Genomic DNA, 17,587 nt, shown 5'->3' on the forward strand with positions numbered 1-17,587 from the left:
CCTTAAATGGATCCATAGCCGTATACCCTCCTTTTAACAACATCAGGCCAAGCCACTTCCACGGTCATCTCACCCGGACTTCCTAAGTTATGCTGAACAGAAATGACAAGCAAGTCTAGCCCGTTGAGTCGAACCATGTCGCCGGCTCTGATTGTGTTAATATCGATAGCAACGACAGAAAACGACTCTTGCATTCCTGCGAGCATTTCCTTGGCGGCCTTACGGGCTTGGGCAACGGACTTTATTTCACTATCTTGGATGATCTTCTGGATCGTTCCGTATTTAGCTGTTTCACCTTTTTCAATAGCCAGGACCGGGGAAGGTATGTCTTGCTTTGTTTTTGGTTTTTTGCCACCTGCTTTTTTCCCAGTAGAACCTGCAGCATATTTCCGGATGTATTCTTCCAACTCTGCATCCGACATACCGTCTGTATTCAGTTTTACATTCATTTGACTGGCGCGGCTTTTCTCTTGCGTTCCAAGCACCTTCGCTTGAGTGACAGCCCCCTGCAGCGTTCGGAGTTGGTTCAACTCCTTGATGTTCTGATTCGATTCCAAGACCCACACCGTTTTATTTGTACCAAGTTCGTACAGTTCTAATCCATTCGGTGTCATTCTAGGGCGGTACATCTTTCCGCCTTTTTTCACGGTCTCCTTGAGGTCGGCCATGATCATGGAATGAATAGAGCGGGGACGATATACTGCCTTGGAAAGGGCCACTCCTGTTTCCGGGATGCTGGCAATAGGAATCTGCCAATCAGCAGCATATTTCCGCAGCCGCTGACTAGCTGTCTGCCCGGCTGGGAGAATGTTTTCATCCTCGGATTGTTGCAGGTATATCGTTCTGTCGTAGGCTGTTACGGTTAGCGTTTTGTGCCCTTTGTCTTTACTATCGCACTCCCAAATAACACCGGGATGCAAAAGATACACCATTCCGCTCCCGTCAAAAGGTACACCCGAAACACGGATTTCATCTCCCGGACCGATTTCCGGAAAGTCATCCGTAATGGATACTCGAATGATTGCCCTGTATGCGATCTCTTCGAGTGAATCTTCGAGCGTCACGCCCTCAAGTAATTCTCTCAAATAGTACTGATTTCGTAGGATCACATCATACCTTTTGGCACCTGGAGTAATCATGATAGCACCAACTTCTGACCGGGAAATATTTTGCTAGGATCCGGGCCTATGGTTGATTTGTTCAACTCATATAGTTCTTTATACTTGGCTCCGTTTCCCAATTCAAGCTTTGCTATTTTCCACAAGCTATCTCCAGATTTCACAGTATATGTCTTGGGCACCGGCTTGAGATCTGACCGTGGTTCTCCTGCAGAATCATTTGTGACAGCGGCCATCTCTGCCGTTGTTCTCGCCTTCACTTCACGCCACTGCCTAAACTCTACCTCGTACTGAATGTCACCGGTTTCTCCCCCAACGTAGCGGTATTCCGTTCTAGTGAGCAGTGCAGTGATGTTGACATAGGTATGCGTGATAAGCAATTGTATGGGAGCCCGCTTTATCCTCCAATTTATTAACATGGCCATCGCCTCGTTAGGATCCGGAATATCGGGATACCGGCAATAGGATGGATCATATTCAGCCGGAAAAAAGGAAGAAAAAGAAACTCCCGATCGCTCATCACCATTTGGAAAGTCGATGTCACCAATATTGACGATAGAAACCGTTTCGATCTTTTTAGCTCCGGGGCAAATGACTTCTTCCGGATTTACCGGTAGCCGAAGCTGACCGCCTGCCGGATCAATAATATAAAAATCCACTTGATCACCACCAACAAAAAAGGCGCAGCTCTCGATGGAGTGCGCCTCTCATGGTATAATATGGCTTGTACAATTGTATGGCTTGATAGGGCGGTCGGCTAACTCCCGGAAGGGAGGTGATGCCCGTGAGCGTATACGAAGCGCTATCCGTAATGTTCCAGTTTGGAATCTGGATAATCGCGTTGATAACTCTGGTTATTACGCTGCTGATATATGCGAACAAAAAGAAATAGACCGCCCCATGCAAAGGTATGCGGTCTATTTCTGCCGTGTAAGCTTTGAAAAGCCTACCGCCCTTAAAAGCGGCTATTGTACTGGAGCCGGTGCCAGCCGGCTCCTTTTACTATTCTAAGTGTAGCATGTAGGATTTATACGTGCAATGGTCAGTTCCTATTTTCCATGGCCCGCTTTAATTGGTCCGTTAGGGCCCTTGCTACTCTTCCTCCTATTTGGTTAGAGACTTCTTCATAGTCCATCTCTTCTTTCACATTCAGTTGCACCGCACCCACCGGGATGTTGATCTGATACTCATTCTTCACTTCATTTTTTATATTTTTCAGCAGGCTGGATATTTGATCTACTTGCTGATCAGATATCTGCACCGTAGGATTCTTCTGAACCGCCTTTTTTAGATTTATTCCTCCAAGGGAGAGTGTCTGATCGTACCAAGTCTTTTCGACTTTCTCCTGTTGAAAATTCATCACCCTTTGTAAAAGCCCTTGTGTTTCTGTACCCAACAATACCGATATGTTCACATCACGTATTTTCTCGGTTGGCTGATTAATTCCATTTACCACGGACATTCTCTCATGCGTCGGCTTTGCGCCCCATTGCAGCATCGCGGGATTGTCTTTATAAATTTCCGAAAACTCTTGCGCTCTTTGGGCGCGGTTTTGCTGAAGTTTCTCGCTTGTTTCATATGAAGACATCAGCATATTTCCTATGGCAAGTGGAAGTCCGAACCCCCTGATCCACTTAGGATATTTTCCAATCCATTTTCTGTTAGCCATTGGGTTGGCAGGAGATGAACTTGGTTTCGGCGGCTTAGCCCATTTCGTTGGTGTCTGATACCTTCTCCACAAGTTAGGGTCATTAGGGCTTCTAGGATTTGCCTGAACAGGTGGTTTCGAGTTAGTGGGGGTTGTTGACCCTCCTCTAGGAGCGGTACTTGTCTTTTCGCCAGGAGCCCCCCTCCTCCCACTCGGAATTCTACTATCAGGCGATCCCGCATTTTTGGATTTGCCTAACATCCCTTTCATCCAATCCCAGATGCCTTTACCAAATTTAGCGGGTTTCTTCCCCATTTTATATATTTTAGATGCCAGCCACACATCAAACAACAAGGCTGCGATACTTCCCATACCACTTGATTCTCCACCTAACCAAGTCGGCTGGATATTTTTAAAAGCCTCAGCAGCCTTATTCGCTATCGCTTTTGCATCAAAAGCTTCTATAAAAGATTCAAAGAAAGCCTTGCCCGCTGTTTTCCCAGCCTGGACATACGGATTCGGATCCTTGATATCATCGTCCTTGACGAACAAACTAAGACCGCCCATAATCAAACCCTTTGCTCCACCACCGAGCACCTCTCCGATTCTCGAAGTGATCTCCCTAAGCCTCTGCTCGCCACCACTGGCCCACCATTCCGAAAAAGGCTTAGTGACCAGCTCGTCCCATGCGATTTTGAGTTTTCCCCAAAAATCTGCATTCTGGAACTCGGGATTCTTCCTCAACTGACTAATGGCCGTCGTCATGCCTTCGATCTTGTTTACAAATGAGGTCCCAATGTTCTTTCCGAGCTCCTCGAACCACTGACCGATCTTTGCGACAGTCTCTTTGTTCTCTGAACGCCATTCGCGGAATCGTTTGAGCGCAGGAGTGATCGCATCGGATACACCTTTTCCCCATCGAAAAAAGACATTCTCAGTGAAGAATGTCTTTGTGCCAAGGAGAAGGTTTTGCAAGTTACCGCTCATCTTCTCCATCATTCCGTCAAAACGCGCGAACTCCTTAGTAGCGAGTGGCCATGCCCTTGAAATGTCTACACCAAGCTCAGATAGAGCTTCGATACGTGCTCTTGCGTCCCCGGATATTGCTCCCATCTCTTGCAGCCGAGATGTCATGGCTCCAACCGGCCTGCCGGATTGCATTGCATCGTACAATCGTCCCATCCAAAGGGCAACGTCCGCGAATTCATTCTGCGTACCGGCCGCGATATCCCCGATACGAGTCAATTCCTCACCGACAGAGAGTTTCCCCTTCGTAAAAACCTCCAAAATCCGGCTCGACTGAAAGATTTCGTCCCGCTTATATGGGGTTCGTCCGGCAAACGCGATGAGTTCTTCCATTCGTTCTTCTGCAGCTTCTATGCTGCCGAGGAGGACGTCAAAAGCCGTTGTAGTAGATTGTCGGCCCATGACAATATTCAAGCCAAATGCGGTGGTCCCTGCTATCCCTCCACCTACGCCTAGTGCCGCAAGTGGACTCGTTAACATGCCTGTGATTTTTTTGATCGTTCCGGTGACCATGTCCTTGGCCTGGATAACAACCGTATAGGGGGCTCGCGATAGGCTTGTCATAAATGACCTAATTTTCTGGGCAGGGCCAGACACCCGATCACGCAATGTGGCTGTAGGCTTTGCATTAGTTTGATTAAGTCGCCTAATCTTTCCCGTGATCTGTTGGACAATGCTTGATACTTTGTCTTTCAAAGTTGCCTTGGGATTAATTTTTGATTTGCCTAATGCAGCTGCACGACGCTCAGTATGCTCCAGCATCTTGTCCATTGCCTTGAGCTGCTTCTCTGCGCCTTCAACGCCATCCGTGCCAATAACTAAATCGAGCCTATAAAACTCCTGTTCTGCCACGTTTCCGCCCTCCCTTCGGTTTGGGCTTAGGCAATGACTCTATCTCTTTTTCGGTAAATGCTAGCAATAGTGTTCTTTCTCCCCGGGGCAAAGACCAAAAAGCTCCGGGCCTCAGATGGTGCTGCACCCACATGTGGTACAGCGCCGTCATCGTTCCCCCGGAGCCTATTAGTTTTTTATGTCTTCAATTTCTACTCCCCACCCGGAGAGCTCAAGGACCTTATCTCCGACGGCGTCCAACTCGCCAGCCAACAGCATGCGACGAACCACTTGCTCGCCTCCCGATACCTTTAGACGAGAAACTAAACGCGGATCTCCCCAACCATTTAATTTGAGTCCCTTAACTTCAATATTTGCAGTAGCATTAGAAATGATTAGTGCGCTGAAGAGCTCATTATCGAACTTCTCCTCCAGCCGGCCTCCAACCTTTTTCCTTGTTACGCATTGTTCTTTCAAGCTATCTACCTTACCAGATGTCAGCCCGCGTAAAGTCAGCTTCATGTCCAGCCGTTCAATGTATACCGTTGCCTGCGGTAAGTTTTCGGCTGTTTCAAGCAGCATATCCAGTATTTGATCTTCGGAGTATTCTTCAACGTTTTTCTTCATTTTCACATTCCTCCAGTGAGTAAATTTAATTTGCGATTATAGGGTCGATCAACTCGAAACCCTCAAAAGTAAACGGGGTTTCTTCCATGACTTCTTCACCAGCCGTCCAGTTTGCTAGTTGTATAGAATCAGGCATGCAACGCATTAAGCGCACTCGTTCAAATCCATACGCTTCCGGATCATCCAGAGTTGTGATGATCTCAAACTTAGTGAAACCACGGCGGATCATATCAGATGTAACTTTGTATCCACTGATCGTTCCAGATCCGCGACGAGCACCCTTCTTAAACTGCACCCAGTCATACCCGACGAGATTTAATTCTCGCTTATCGATTTCGACGGTGGCTTCAAGATGGTTTATGTTCGTTTGCCAAACACCATTAATGTAAGCTTTTGCATACGTACCAAGACTAACACGAGTAGGATCAAGCATATGTGTTCACCTCCGTTATTTCACAATGAATGTACCGAAAATTTGTTCCATCACATCTGTTAGGCGTGCTTCCCATTTCAAGAAAACTTGATCGGGATCCGGGTTCGGATAGTCCGGATCCAAGTAAACATCATATCCAGTGGACTCAATCACACCAGCGTTAGCCAGCGTTCGCAAATACTCTTTACAAGCACCGATCAATGCCAGACGACCCTCCTCAGTATTGTTCACTTTACCGATATACGAGTCTTCAGCCGTCCGCTGAAGATCAAGGTTGACCGAATCCATGACGCTGATTGTCCGGATCTTCTTCCATGCGTTACTCTGCCCTTGGCGCAAACTAATCAGACTGTTGACGCCGCGTAACACCTTCACCTGGCGACCATCGTGAATGAGTAAGAATACTCCATTCCGAACCGCTTGCTCCTGCTCGGTACGGGTCCACCGACGAGTCACATCCTCAAACGGTGTACCTGCATATGTCGTGGCAGCACTCAGTGGCGTACCTGCAATCAAACCGGCGACGAAGGCGGCCACTTGAGCAGAACTATATCGCACTCCATTTAAAACAGCGCCAGTACCGACATTGACAATGCCCTCATGGTTCACTTGCGCACTCTTATTGATCGCTTTTGTTACCGCATCTGCAGCAGTATCGTCAGCAGTTGATCCACCAAGCACAGCAACTATGCCTTTTCCTGCATCCCTCACGCGAGATACCCACGAGACAACGCTCGCTCGCAAAGCTGCTTCTGATATCCCGTCCAGAGTCGTAACATTGAACTCCTGCGCTTCGATTGCATCTAAAGCAGCCATATAGTCGGCATTCGTGACACCGGTTATGCCAGAGTCGCCCCCAATCATCGGTACACTGGAAACATCCGCAAGGACGCCGTCAGCCATTTTCGTAGCTACGATCCACTTGTTTTCGCTGTCCCCATTAATGACTTCAGCAGCTTTGTTCTCCGCGAACGTAAACGTCCGAAGCAGAGTTGTGCCATCGTAAAGCTTAATGTCCTTTTTCGTGCTGTCCACAAGACTTGTCTGGACAGTGATTTTGAAATTGTTCCCACGCGCCCCTGGGTATCTGGCTTCCAATTTAAGTACATCCGTGCTCGAGTCGCCTTGTAAAGTGAGCGTTGCTGTAGCTGCAGTATCAGCGGCCAGTCTATACGCCAGTACTTTCTGAGCTCCGCCCATCAGCGCGAAGCGTAGAGTGGTATACGCTGTTGCGCCGCCCGACTCATCGTCTGTATACATATCTCTAATTCTGGACTCACTCGTGATCTCAACGAATTCCCGGACCGGTCCCCAGTGAGCCTTCACGGGAACAACCACGGTGCCCCGTGCTCCCTGTTGTATGGACGCAGTAGCTGCCGCCATGAAATTCATATAAAAACCGGGTAACACCGGCATATCCGTCGGACTCCAATTTCCTCCTGCCACTTAGTTCACCTTCCTTTTCAAGAATTGATCGATCAACCGTTTGACCTCATCGATCGTCAGTTCTGCTTGACCATTACCGTACAGCGCCCCCACAAGCACTTCGGGGCGAACAGCAAAAAGATCCTCGGCATTGGCCGCAAGCTCCTCAACGGGGTAACGTGGAATTGTTGTTGAGTTCTCAGTAAGCTGCTGTTTCTTGTCCGGCTTCTCAGCCATTCACATCACCTACTTGATATTTGATTTGTAATTCACCGACATGATCAACGACATTTCATCCTGTGGTCGCGCTATTCGACGGGACAAAGTCACTGTAATCTGCCCCTCCCGAATCGCGTCAGCTCCCACATTGGCCCTAGCATCACTTACGGTAAGATAACGCCTATCTGTAAGATCAAACGGAATCTTAACCGAGCTCCCGAGTTGAGCAACCAAGGAATTGACCCCCTTATGCTCGGGGTGCTGCCGATTTCCGAGTACATGAGTTGTGAATCGTTTTGTCACCGTGTAAGATGCCAACCCATTCACCTCAACATCGATCCCGGTCGCCCGCCACATCACCGCAGGCCGAGCATAACCAAGCGGCCAATACCCGTTGTACACGTTCCATTCGTTCCCCATCACGCCGACCGTCCAGGCTGCCAAAGCCGGAACCCACGGGTCACTCGTGATTTGCCCGTCGGTTCCAACCGGCTGCAGTGCCATTACCGCGAATTGAATGCCGCGGGTGATGGCGTCCCATTCCTCGTCGACCACGTCCTGGCCGGCAGAACCCAAATAAACACAAGAAAATACCTCTCCCGTCTCCGAAGTCAGCATTTGCTTGTCCAGGGCGGCAATGATCTTCTTTTCCAGCTCATCCACTTTCCCAAAAGTCGAACGGGACACGTATGGCCAAATCTCGACGATCCGCCGGAAACCCGCCCAAGGCGACTCGTCACCGTCCTCGCCCTGCAATACCACGGCATACGGCTTCAAACTGCTTGCTTCCGCGGCATGCGGTTCGAAGACGTCCTTCAGCTCCGGAACGGAAGCGAGTAGTCTTTCTCGAATGGTATTCCTCATGGCATATTCCACCATTTCACAAGAGTGTCGCGTATCTTGACCTTATATTTCTTAGCCGTTGGTTCAACAACTGCCCGCGGCTTCGTCCCGGGGTGCTTAACCGCTTTGACTGGATGCGCTGCGCCCTTCCAATACAAAGCCTTTTTGTTTTTCGGTCGGATAATATGAGGCTTTGAACCAGTCTCGAGAATGCCACCGTAACGGACTCCATGGGCAAGGTACATCCGGATCGTATTTTCCCCGGCATTCTCGGCACCAGAATGAAGCGCCCTTCTGGCCGTGGCCGTCCGATCATTCCAAGGTGCCGCTAGTTTCATGTCGCCTTCAGCCTGCCGACTCAAATTCTCAATTAGAGCAAACGTTCCGGCCTGCTTGCACTTCATGTAATCAATAGCGCCTTGTCCAAATCCGCCCATATCATTTCACCCTCTCCAAATCAGCTTGGTATCCGACAATCACACCCTGCACGACCTGCGGCTGAACCGATATGACTTCAAATGTTTCCCCCATTGCCGAAAACCGGTCCGTAACCGTCGGACCTGCCTTGATGTCAGCATGATCGTCCGCCAGCAGGCTGTACATCTTATCCGTCTGTTTCGTGCCGGCTAAATTGGAAACCGCCTGCGGTATCTGAGATCGAGAAACAAAAATCCGGACGGTAACGGGCGACAAGTCTGACTCGACTTCATCATACCCGCCACCCTTCCGGATCTTCTCCTTGCGATGGATGGTGATCGCCGTCGGGTTCTGTGCAATGTTCCAGGCAATGTGTCGCCGACGAATCGCAACAAAGTCCGTTACTACCATCACAGCACCTCCGGCGGACAGACACGGATCATAAAGCCTGATGAATCCTTACCAGCTGCAGCAGCCTCCATATCGGAATACTGTTTTGCCATAGCAAGCGCATGACTGAGCCGATCTTTTAATGATGTCAGGTCGTATTTCTCCGTACCGCTACTGTAGCCCTCAATGTCGCCCTGCAGGAGCCCGGCCTTTTCCATCCAACCTAATGAAGCGGCACCGTAGAGAGTGTCCGCTTCCTCAAGTAGCAAGTCAATCTCAGAGTCCAGAAAGTTCGTATCTGCTTCGGTACCGCCGTTTGGGATAACCTCATTTAACAGTTTTCGCAACCGACTCCGAAGTGCATTGGTTGGCTCCATTCAAATCACCGCCTTAGGCTTTACCCGGGAATGTGATCTCCTGGACGTTTTCTTCTATAGCAGCGAACACTCCGCGCCATACGTCGCCGACGATCTGAGCTTCGACAAGTCTTGTTAGATCACCGATAGTTGCTTGGATTTGCAGCGCCTGCTTGACGAGCTCCTTGAATCCTCGTTTCGGACGGATAAGGTAAGCCTTTCCTGCAGGAACACCCGGATAGGTATACGACTTCTTGCTGACTTCCGCTTCCCATCCATCGTAATAAATGATATCTGTAATGCCAGCCAAAGCTCTGTATGGGGTCGCTTGAATCGTGAAGCTGGACAGTGCATCGTCAATGTCTTCCTTATCAGCCGGATTTGCCAATAGAATGGTACCCGGACGTTTCGCCGTCCGTGCATCCTTCAGAGCAGTTCGCAACGTCTCCCGCATACTGAGGATGAAATGGGAGCCAGTTGCACTCGCAAGCGTTTTGCCAAGTTCGTCCACGTATACAGGCGCCGTTTTATTGGCCGCCTTATAGCTGTACTTGATGATTGGTCCAAGGTGCAAATGGTTTAGCAATGCATTATGAGCCTCACCAAATGCTTTGTTCATCAATTCAAAATTGAACGTTTGGTTGAAAAGCTCCATTTCCTTCGTGTACTCGAAGCCTGCGGTATATCCTTTGATTCTGGCGATAGGACCCTGCTCCGCTTGTAAGCTTCCAAACTTGACCTCTTCACCCTCGAGGTGTTCTAAAAAGATAACGGTTCCGTACTGTGCCCACTTTGCTTCGAATTCCTTTGGAAAATTCGGATCGTTCATCGTTTCATAGATCGGACCGTATAGGGTCGGAACTTCTTCTTTCCCCAGCTCAACGTCAAGCACAACCTTCTGCAGCAGTTCCTTCCTGCTGTTTTCAGATGTAAGCATCTCACCGATCGGCTTGTCGAGCTCATAGGTCTCCATCTCGCCGTTTACGATCTTCTTGGTGACTACTTCCTGACGTCCATTCAACAAAAAAGGAACCGCTGTTTCAACGGTCCCCTGCCGGCGCTTTTCTTTCAGTGTCTCAATACTGTGTACTCTTGCCATTGATTATCAGCCTCCTTATACTTGCGGTCCCAATAGGAACCAAATTACGTTTTTACTGTCTTTTGGAGCTGTTACCCGACCGACAACACGATATGGCGTAGGAGATTCCCCACCGGACTCTGCCTTCGTTGTCAATTTGCTACCATTCCAGTAGACCGTATCACCTGCGGCAAATGCGTCGGTCGTAACGATCTGGTCGGTCTCAAACTCAGCCTGTTCGATGTTCAGGATGACTTCACCCGTCTCGCCCGGTCCGGTAGTGACCGACTCCATTGCCGCGCCGAAGAAGCCCCCGAACAGGTAAAACTGCTGTGCGTTGATCTCTGTTTTCTCGGGTACGGTAACACGAACTGATTTGCCGTCACTAACCTTTGCACGGTAAGAATGATGTACGGTGCTGGGCACCGGTTGACCTTTGTAAGCCATTTGAATCCCTCCTTGAAATTAATAGATTTTAAATTGATGCCCGCTTAACTCGCAAGTTTTTCGGGGTATCCGCATTACTACCTCCGCCCCCGCCAGTCCCGGCAGGCCTGTCAGTGTGAATAGCATCAACCATTCCTTTTACAACGGGATCGGCTAGGAAAGTGTCCATCTCGCCAGCGATTTGCTCCTTGGTTGCATCAGCAGCAATGCCGCGTGCATGGTAGGACCACAACTTACCTAGCGTCGTCTCTGGATTCGTCAACTCTTTGCGGACAGCCTCGGACGTCACCTTGCTTTCCATCATTTCGCCGACGATCTTGTCGCGGCCAGCACCTGCCTCTTTGTCGGCCGCCTCCTTGAGCGATTTGAACAGCGCCTCAATGTCCATTTCACCACTGACTCCCAGAATTTCAGTAGCCTTTGTGCTGATCTCCAACGCACGTTGTACCTCCTTGGAAAATTCCGGAGTCAACTCAGCGATTACTTGGTCATTAGACAGCCCCATCTCACCGGCAAGCATTCCAACTGTAATCGTCTTATTCTCATAACGTTTCTTCAATTCAGAAATCAATTGTGCCCATTCCAATTGCTCATCATCTCCTCTCATTTCTCCCTCGGGGCCAGCCCCGTCTAAATCCCACATTTCCCCGCTCGCAGCGACAATGCGTGTCGGCATCCCCATACGATCAAGCGGCGTCCAATCGATGCTTAGCGGATCATAGCCAACGACCTGCGTCTCGCCGGAAACGCTTTTTAGCGTGGGGCGTCCGTAAATGCTCACTTGTTTAATGCGCTTGCCCTTAATCCAGCGTTTCAAATCTTCTTCCTTCTTGTCCACGATGCCTCGAAAGTACGCCGCTGTCTCGGTCATCTTCGCCCCGATCCAGTGTGTGGCCGGGTCAATAAATTGATTTGATACGTCCTCCGGTCTCTGGTGACCCTTGAATCCTGCCAGCGTCCGGGTGTTGACCGCGTCAACGATATCCTTCAGCGCCTTATGCGTATAGTTCCAGCCTCGCTTCGACTTGCCGACCGGTACCTCCACAACAACCTCGAGTGGGTCAGCATCGCCCTGTTTGAGCAAATCAACGTCCACTCCAGGAGCTGGAGGAATATCATTCACGCTCATTTCACCGCTAACGCCTGCAAACAAACGAAAAAGGTTGCTACCCTCTGCAGCCATCTCCCCATAAATCAGTGTGCCTCTCATTTTTCACGTTCACCCCCTCTCCGTGCCAAGGTGATTAATCCTCGGCTGATCGCTTCGATTGCTTGCTCCTCAGCTGTGTTATCCTCGTTAGGAGTTTGGAGCGAAGCAAAGTGAAGATGAACCAGTTCATGCACCAACGTCAATTCCATGTCGTGTGGCTCAATAAGATCAGGTGGATAGTCGACCGGATCAAGCACGTTAATTGCAGCCATGCGCTTTTGTAATTGCCACGAACATTCACCGCAAACTCCTTGCAACGTCATATCACGACCCCTCTTAATCCCCGTCACAACAATCCAATCCTGCAGCCTGAGGATCTTCTGCCACTCTGCACATTTGGTGCGGAGCTCCTCCTCGGTTAAAATAACTTCCTGCAATTACATCACTCCCTTCGGACAAAAGAAAAGACGCCCTAAAAGGCGCCTAATCTTTATCGTTTTCGGTTGAATTTTTGCCGCCATCGAGTAGCTGCAGCTTTTCCCTGGTCTGCTCCTTACGCATCTCTCGGAGTTCTTCCTCGGTCGGAATCAACGGGAATTCGATTTCAATGCCCCCTGACATGTGCATCCCTCCTTTGAAACTATCATATCTTGCAAGAAAAGGATGATGCTATGCCACTTTGGAATATACGTTCTGATACCAGTTTTCCAAATCGGGTTGCGATGCAGGATCCTTAATCCATGAGTTCAAGCGATCTATAAAGGCATCTGTGTCCTCATGGACCGAAACAAGCGTGCACATACAGTTAGGATGTGCTGGCATCGGAGGTTCATCGCTTGGAGGATAGACACCCTTGCCGAGGCCGTGATTAGCTTCAGCCAATCCTTTGCAAATATGGCAGGGGTCTGAGTTTTTGGAGAGCAGCCAGCGCATTCCTGTATATGATGGCGAGACGCTTGCCGCTGCGATTGTTCCCTCACCAAAGGCGGCCGCTGTTTCCGTCCGGACAAGCCGAAGGGCTTCATATGAGATATCTTGCGGTATCCGGTTCCCCATTCGCTCCATCATCTCAGGATACTCGGCGGCCAGTGTCTTCTTCCCTCGGCGTACGTACTGTTCAAGCTGCCGCGCAGTTGCTACCGGGTCCTCCCCTGTAGCAACACCATCCTGGATGATCTCACTCATGGCCATACGATACTTTTGATCATGCTTCCAGATACGGTCAGACAGATGCAAGCCATTATGGGTCCGTGCCCAGCATGTTTCGACCGCTTGTTTATTGGCTCTAGCAAACGCCTTCTGGACAGGTTCCTTTGCAAGCTTCGTTCTGCTGATCTGCGATAGAGTCACCTCATATGAATAGCTGGAGCCCGCTTCAATAGCCCTACCCAAATACACAGGCATTACCTTCATTAAAGAATCTGCAATGCCATTATCCCTAAGAGACTGCTCCAGCGCCGTCAGATATCGGATGTTCATCTGACTGCCGTAACCTTGGCGTTTCAAACTCCGAATTTCCTTCGCCAGTTTGTCGGTAGCCCGTATATAAATCCCACGGACCTCTTGGTCCTGTCTGAGGCGAAGCTCGATGTATTTTTTTCGAGCCGATAATGCCCACTGAAAATATGGTCCGACGGTCAGCTTTAATTGCCGCAGCATCTCCTGAGCGGAGGCAAAAGCAATTTTACTCATACCCTATCCCGCCTTATCCAACTCGTTTTTTTCAGCGTCAAGATACGACGCATCTTCAAGGCGCGCTCGGAATATAGAAGTCTGCAATATTCGATCCTTTTCACCTGCCACTTCTGGATCGTCCGATTCGAAATCACGGATGGTATCGATCCAGTATTTCAGATACTCCACGGCTGCTTCCATTGACATGAGTTGCCCACTCACTGCTTTGTCGAGTGCTTCGACTATCAGTTTCAATTCCTCGGCAGCGTCCTTCGAATCACGAGGGTCTATATTCTCCCAAATCAGTTCAGTCTCAAAAGTTGAAAACGATACGTTTTCCGACTGAGAAATCATAGATAGGACCATACGACAAAGCAATTTCCAAGAATCCGCGAACATCTGCCGCTTACGCTCAATCTTTTGGATAAACACAGGCATCTGCTCCTTGGTCGAAGCAAGTGACGACGGAGTATGCACACCAAAAACAAACTCCGGCGTCTCTGATGCGGATATGATGCAGTAGAAGATGAACTCCAGCAATGCGGTAGCATCACCTGTAGCGGACTTCGCCTCGATAAACGCTGCATCCTCACTCTCCTGAAATATCAACATTTCATGACCCTCAAGTTTGAGAGTGCCTCCCTTTTTTGCAAACTCAGCGGGGTCGTTAACTCCGAAGTTATTCCTCAGAAACGCGGCCACATCTTTGAGTTTTAGCTTCAACCGCGGCGTACTGTGCATCTTAGAGCCCTGAATCGCATGGAGAAAAACGTCATGATAAGCCTTCAAGAACGGTTCAACAGACTCTAGATCGCTCTTGCCGAACTCAGTTGTCTCGTCTCCTTCATTTTTAAAGTGAACGATAGGTATGAATCCCCACGGATTCAATGTCTCTCCAGCCTCTAGGCCAGGAGGGGGATCGCCTTCAACCTCAATTATGCGTCGCTCCGCGCTTATGCGTTGCTTAATGGTTGCCTTCCGATTCGCTCCACTCTCATCTACCCATGTATGGGTAGATTCAAGGATATACTCTAGCGGTTCCCCGGTGAGAGGGTCTCGGTTGATTTTCTTGACTTGTTCTGGTGGGATGATGTTATAAACTAGACGCTTATTCTCTTCTGGGTAAAGTAGAGAAGGGTTGTCCTCCCGCGTAAGCCAAACGAAGCAGTCTGCCTCTTTGATCGCATTTATCTGTGTACGTTGGACCTTGGAATGGTTCTTCTTGAAAAACTTCTGTAATCGGTCTTTGGCCTCTTCGTCCACGCTGTTTATCTCCGGAATACCCATAAATCCTACGGTCGCATTTACAATTTTCTTTGCAAAGCCAGCTCCAAGCTTGTAATTCTCCTCCGTATTATCATATAGAGCCCGTGCTTTTTTATAGTCGACGCGTGTTGAGTCAAGCGTATACGTTACGCCTATACTGCCGGTAACAAGACCCCACAATCCAGATAACCCGTTTCGCAGTCGAGACATTTCACCAACCGCACGGGTCCACCAACTAGCCATAAAGTTTCCCTCCTCTCAACAGAGCTGCGGCTATCGGATCGACAACCATTCCGGTTTTCGCAAACGCCAAAACAAGCGCGTCCGCCCGGTCAGGTGATCGAAGTCCCCGCTTTTTCATGTCTTTTTTTGATTCAAGAATAATACGTCCTTTGCTTGTGACCGTGTACTTCCGGGTTGAAAGTTGGGCGATCAGATCCTCATCATTAGGTATCTGAATGTCCCCAGCCTGCAGCAAGTCCCGGACATTCGCCCAGGCTTCAGTCCCCCAATTATCATAGTGGTCGGGGTCGTCAGCCTTGCCGCCGTTGTGACAGTCGATCACGTCGATGTACAACCCTTCTTCACGAACCACTTCCCGTACTCGGTCAGTCACCCCACCACCGACGCCGTCATCGTCAATCTTAATGGTGCAGCGCGGGCGTCCGTAAGTCAGCATGAGCTCCTTTGCTAAGTTAATGACCCACCCGGCCGTCTCCATGGTATCCTTTTTGGTATATGTCCTGATAAGCGGAACCAGAAGGCCGACTCGAGGCACAATGACGGTTTCGTCGTCACCAAAACGGGCTACGTCGACGCCAATCTCAAGAGGCGCCGCTTCCGGGATATTAAGACTCCCGTCTTCCTGTTGGTATACTTCCCGCATAGCGGCCGCCTCGGCCAATTCCAAGGGGATGAAGGTGTCCGGCTCAGCGCGGGGAAACTCCCCATCCACCCGGACGCGAACAACATCGCTGTCCTTACCATATTGCTTTTCAAGACGCTCAATGTTTTTACGATTGGTTCGCTTGCTGTCACGTGACGAAACCTTGTGAGTCTTGAAGTCTCCCCTGTTTTGATGATGCGAACGATAAAAATACCCGTTCGTTCGAGTCGGGTTTCCGCACATCAATAGTTTGTTTTCTGGACCAGACAGCGTACCGTCGATTGCTTCCATGATCTGATCCGCAACGCCGGATGCTTCATCCACAATGAAAAGCATGTAGTCCTCGTGAAAGCCCTGCATATTCTCCGGCTTGGTTGCGGTCCGGGCTGTTGCAAACCAACGCTCCTCATGGCCGATCATATAAATCTTGGTTTTCGTCCATTTGAGCAGATTCTTCACCATCGAGCCCTCTAGCCACTTAGCGACCTCTGCCCAAAGCACATCATGCAGCTGCTGCCTAGTTGGTGCAGTACAAACAACCTTTGGGTTTGGACGACAGCACAAGAACCAGACGACTACCCAAGCTTCCAATGAAGTTTTACCAACACCTTGGCCAGACCGCACACTCACTAAAGGATGATGAGCAATATCATGGAGAACAGCAGCCTGCCATTCGTCCGGCTCAACCCCCAACATGTCCTGGACAAAAGCAAGGGGATCATCCCAATAAAGGTCAATGAGAGAAACGAGGTCGGCGACGACGTTATACGGCTTACCCATTTGACTCCACCTTCGCTCGACGTTTCTCTGCAATTTCTTTCAGTGCATCGGTCCAACTTTGTGTTGCCCCTGCCCCGCCCTGAAGTTTCTGTAGCTCAATCTGTAAGATGGCCGTCCGAACCTGTTTTTCCTCATCGATGGCCACCAGCTTATTTTTAAGTTCGATTGCCTTCAACTTCTTGTCCTGGACACGAGTCAACGCTTCTTCAAGTTTGATGATATCGTCAATCGCACGGAATTCAGTTTCTTCGATCTCGGATTCGACCATTTCAGTGCGAGTAACCGGTATTGTCTTAGTAACACCAGTCTTTTCATCGTGAACGGTCATAACATCCTTAATCGCCTTGAGTTCATTTAGGACACGCCGCTGCTTTTCAGTCAACCCATTCATCAGCTTACTGATCCTCTGCAGCATGCGTCGCTCCCGGATAGATAGCAGCATAATCGCATCATCTGCTTGCTGGATCGGATCAGTATCGATCAGGTCAACAAGCTCCTGCTCGTCTTCCTCAAGAGCATCAAGCCAGATCGTCTCATACTCGCCGGTTGTAACAGCCTTTTTATTACCGGGAGGACCGCCGGAACCGCCGCGGTTTCCCTTAGCGTTCTGGTTCCCTTTCGGGGCACCACCTTTATTGCCAAGAGCGTTCTTGTTGCCCTTCGGCGCTCCTCTTCGTTTGGTAACGTTACTATTAGATTCATTGGTAACGTTACCTTTCAAATCGTCAGCCCAGCGGTCCTGACTTTTCCACTTGCGGACCTGAGTCTCGCCGATTCCGAGGGAGGCAGCAATGTCCTTTAGTTTCATCTTGCCGCCGCTGTCCAGCCACATTTTCTTGGCTTCTGCCCGTTGTGGGCTCCGTTCTCTCGCCACTACATACCACCACCTCCGACAAGAAAAAGACTCATTAGGACCCTTTTTTAAGTTTCAGAACTTGGTTAGGAATATCGGGTTTACTCCCTAGACTTATCC

21 protein-coding genes are annotated in these 17,587 nt (G+C 49.5%); 1 reads left to right on the forward strand and 20 read right to left on the reverse strand.

Features of this window, described 5'->3' with window-relative positions:
• Positions 1-2 precede the first annotated feature (2 nt).
• Both ACFQ03_RS06345 and ACFQ03_RS06350 read right to left on the reverse strand, forming a co-directional pair.
• The gene (locus tag ACFQ03_RS06345) at positions 3-1,139 is read right to left on the reverse strand and encodes an XkdQ/YqbQ family protein (protein WP_379286869.1); all 1,137 of its coding nucleotides are present in this window, start codon (positions 1,137-1,139) and stop codon (positions 3-5) included.
• Positions 1,136-1,777 carry a LysM peptidoglycan-binding domain-containing protein gene (locus tag ACFQ03_RS06350; RefSeq protein WP_379286871.1) on the reverse strand — a complete coding sequence of 214 codons (642 nt, stop codon included), beginning with the start codon at positions 1,775-1,777 and terminating at the stop codon, positions 1,136-1,138. Before ACFQ03_RS06350 ends, ACFQ03_RS06345 begins: the two co-directional genes overlap by 4 nt.
• A 125-nt stretch (positions 1,778-1,902) precedes the next feature.
• Between ACFQ03_RS06350 and ACFQ03_RS06355 the strand changes: the two genes are divergently transcribed.
• Positions 1,903-2,010 carry a putative holin-like toxin gene (locus tag ACFQ03_RS06355; RefSeq protein ID WP_379286873.1) on the forward strand — a complete coding sequence of 36 codons (108 nt, stop codon included), beginning with the start codon at positions 1,903-1,905 and terminating at the stop codon, positions 2,008-2,010.
• A 150-nt stretch (positions 2,011-2,160) separates the two neighbouring features.
• Here ACFQ03_RS06355 and ACFQ03_RS06360 read toward each other — a convergent pair whose 3' ends face one another.
• The 18 genes from ACFQ03_RS06360 to terS all read right to left on the reverse strand — a co-directional run bounded on the left by ACFQ03_RS06360 (position 2,161) and on the right by terS (position 17,488).
• The gene (locus ACFQ03_RS06360; RefSeq protein WP_379286875.1) at positions 2,161-4,644 is read right to left on the reverse strand and encodes a hypothetical protein; all 2,484 of its coding nucleotides are present in this window, start codon (positions 4,642-4,644) and stop codon (positions 2,161-2,163) included.
• Between the two features lie 168 nt (positions 4,645-4,812).
• Positions 4,813-5,250: a phage tail assembly chaperone gene (locus tag ACFQ03_RS06365; protein WP_379286877.1), complete on the reverse strand. Its 438-nt coding sequence runs from the start codon at positions 5,248-5,250 to the stop codon at positions 4,813-4,815.
• Positions 5,251-5,275: 25 nt separating this feature from the next.
• Complete coding sequence (locus ACFQ03_RS06370; protein WP_379286879.1) at positions 5,276-5,683, reverse strand: phage tail tube protein; 408 nt, start codon at positions 5,681-5,683, stop codon at positions 5,276-5,278.
• Between the two features lie 15 nt (positions 5,684-5,698).
• Positions 5,699-7,129, reverse strand: coding sequence for a phage tail sheath family protein (locus ACFQ03_RS06375; protein WP_379286881.1), 1,431 nt, complete (start codon positions 7,127-7,129; stop codon positions 5,699-5,701).
• Entirely contained in the window at positions 7,130-7,345 is a 216-nt protein-coding gene (locus ACFQ03_RS06380) for a hypothetical protein (RefSeq protein WP_379286883.1), read from the reverse strand. It abuts the gene before it with no gap.
• Between the two features lie 9 nt (positions 7,346-7,354).
• Positions 7,355-8,191, reverse strand: a complete 837-nt coding sequence (locus ACFQ03_RS06385; protein ID WP_379286885.1) for a hypothetical protein — start codon at positions 8,189-8,191, stop codon at positions 7,355-7,357.
• Positions 8,188-8,607, reverse strand: coding sequence for a hypothetical protein (locus ACFQ03_RS06390; RefSeq protein ID WP_379286887.1), 420 nt, complete (start codon positions 8,605-8,607; stop codon positions 8,188-8,190). The genes ACFQ03_RS06385 and ACFQ03_RS06390 overlap by 4 nt, the downstream gene beginning before the upstream one ends.
• A gap of 1 nt (position 8,608) precedes the next feature.
• Positions 8,609-8,998, reverse strand: coding sequence for a hypothetical protein (locus ACFQ03_RS06395; RefSeq protein ID WP_379286889.1), 390 nt, complete (start codon positions 8,996-8,998; stop codon positions 8,609-8,611).
• Positions 8,998-9,354 (reverse strand): hypothetical protein, encoded by a 357-nt coding sequence (locus ACFQ03_RS06400; protein ID WP_379286891.1) that lies wholly within the window; start codon positions 9,352-9,354, stop codon positions 8,998-9,000. The genes ACFQ03_RS06395 and ACFQ03_RS06400 overlap by 1 nt, the downstream gene beginning before the upstream one ends.
• A gap of 13 nt (positions 9,355-9,367) precedes the next feature.
• Positions 9,368-10,432 (reverse strand): hypothetical protein, encoded by a 1,065-nt coding sequence (locus ACFQ03_RS06405; RefSeq protein WP_379286893.1) that lies wholly within the window; start codon positions 10,430-10,432, stop codon positions 9,368-9,370.
• A gap of 15 nt (positions 10,433-10,447) precedes the next feature.
• Complete coding sequence (locus tag ACFQ03_RS06410) at positions 10,448-10,858, reverse strand: DUF2190 family protein (RefSeq protein WP_379286894.1); 411 nt, start codon at positions 10,856-10,858, stop codon at positions 10,448-10,450.
• A gap of 28 nt (positions 10,859-10,886) precedes the next feature.
• The gene (locus ACFQ03_RS06415) at positions 10,887-12,068 is read right to left on the reverse strand and encodes a hypothetical protein (protein WP_379286895.1); all 1,182 of its coding nucleotides are present in this window, start codon (positions 12,066-12,068) and stop codon (positions 10,887-10,889) included.
• Positions 12,065-12,445, reverse strand: coding sequence for a hypothetical protein (locus ACFQ03_RS06420; RefSeq protein WP_379286897.1), 381 nt, complete (start codon positions 12,443-12,445; stop codon positions 12,065-12,067). The genes ACFQ03_RS06415 and ACFQ03_RS06420 overlap by 4 nt, the downstream gene beginning before the upstream one ends.
• Before the next feature lie 46 nt (positions 12,446-12,491).
• Positions 12,492-12,629 (reverse strand): hypothetical protein, encoded by a 138-nt coding sequence (locus ACFQ03_RS06425; protein WP_379286899.1) that lies wholly within the window; start codon positions 12,627-12,629, stop codon positions 12,492-12,494.
• A 48-nt stretch (positions 12,630-12,677) separates the two neighbouring features.
• The gene (locus tag ACFQ03_RS06430) at positions 12,678-13,700 is read right to left on the reverse strand and encodes a retron-type reverse transcriptase (protein ID WP_379286901.1); all 1,023 of its coding nucleotides are present in this window, start codon (positions 13,698-13,700) and stop codon (positions 12,678-12,680) included.
• A gap of 3 nt (positions 13,701-13,703) precedes the next feature.
• Positions 13,704-15,191, reverse strand: a complete 1,488-nt coding sequence (locus ACFQ03_RS06435) for a phage portal protein (RefSeq protein WP_379286903.1) — start codon at positions 15,189-15,191, stop codon at positions 13,704-13,706.
• The gene (locus ACFQ03_RS06440) at positions 15,184-16,614 is read right to left on the reverse strand and encodes a phage terminase large subunit (RefSeq protein WP_379286905.1); all 1,431 of its coding nucleotides are present in this window, start codon (positions 16,612-16,614) and stop codon (positions 15,184-15,186) included. The genes ACFQ03_RS06435 and ACFQ03_RS06440 overlap by 8 nt, the downstream gene beginning before the upstream one ends.
• Positions 16,607-17,488, reverse strand: coding sequence for a phage terminase small subunit (gene terS, locus ACFQ03_RS06445; protein WP_379286907.1), 882 nt, complete (start codon positions 17,486-17,488; stop codon positions 16,607-16,609). The genes ACFQ03_RS06440 and terS overlap by 8 nt, the downstream gene beginning before the upstream one ends.
• Positions 17,489-17,587 lie beyond the last annotated feature (99 nt).

Source organism: Paenibacillus residui, assembly GCF_042677205.1.
Taxonomy (GTDB): Bacteria; Bacillota; Bacilli; order Paenibacillales; family NBRC-103111; genus Paenibacillus_L; species Paenibacillus_L residui.

Coding starts and splice junctions, on each gene's coding strand:
- ACFQ03_RS06425 (WP_379286899.1), bottom strand. CDS start 12,629: ATGTCAGGGGGCATTGAAATCGAATTCCCGTTGATTCCGACCGAGGAA.
- ACFQ03_RS06380 (WP_379286883.1), bottom strand. CDS start 7,345: ATGGCTGAGAAGCCGGACAAGAAACAGCAGCTTACTGAGAACTCAACA.
- ACFQ03_RS06415 (WP_379286895.1), bottom strand. CDS start 12,068: ATGAGAGGCACACTGATTTATGGGGAGATGGCTGCAGAGGGTAGCAAC.
- ACFQ03_RS06365 (WP_379286877.1), bottom strand. CDS start 5,250: ATGAAGAAAAACGTTGAAGAATACTCCGAAGATCAAATACTGGATATG.
- ACFQ03_RS06410 (WP_379286894.1), bottom strand. CDS start 10,858: ATGGCTTACAAAGGTCAACCGGTGCCCAGCACCGTACATCATTCTTAC.
- ACFQ03_RS06400 (WP_379286891.1), bottom strand. CDS start 9,354: ATGGAGCCAACCAATGCACTTCGGAGTCGGTTGCGAAAACTGTTAAAT.
- ACFQ03_RS06395 (WP_379286889.1), bottom strand. CDS start 8,998: ATGGTAGTAACGGACTTTGTTGCGATTCGTCGGCGACACATTGCCTGG.
- ACFQ03_RS06440 (WP_379286905.1), bottom strand. CDS start 16,614: ATGGGTAAGCCGTATAACGTCGTCGCCGACCTCGTTTCTCTCATTGAC.
- ACFQ03_RS06435 (WP_379286903.1), bottom strand. CDS start 15,191: ATGGCTAGTTGGTGGACCCGTGCGGTTGGTGAAATGTCTCGACTGCGA.
- ACFQ03_RS06390 (WP_379286887.1), bottom strand. CDS start 8,607: ATGGGCGGATTTGGACAAGGCGCTATTGATTACATGAAGTGCAAGCAG.
- ACFQ03_RS06345 (WP_379286869.1), bottom strand. CDS start 1,139: ATGATTACTCCAGGTGCCAAAAGGTATGATGTGATCCTACGAAATCAG.
- ACFQ03_RS06405 (WP_379286893.1), bottom strand. CDS start 10,432: ATGGCAAGAGTACACAGTATTGAGACACTGAAAGAAAAGCGCCGGCAG.
- ACFQ03_RS06385 (WP_379286885.1), bottom strand. CDS start 8,191: ATGAGGAATACCATTCGAGAAAGACTACTCGCTTCCGTTCCGGAGCTG.
- ACFQ03_RS06370 (WP_379286879.1), bottom strand. CDS start 5,683: ATGCTTGATCCTACTCGTGTTAGTCTTGGTACGTATGCAAAAGCTTAC.
- ACFQ03_RS06430 (WP_379286901.1), bottom strand. CDS start 13,700: ATGAGTAAAATTGCTTTTGCCTCCGCTCAGGAGATGCTGCGGCAATTA.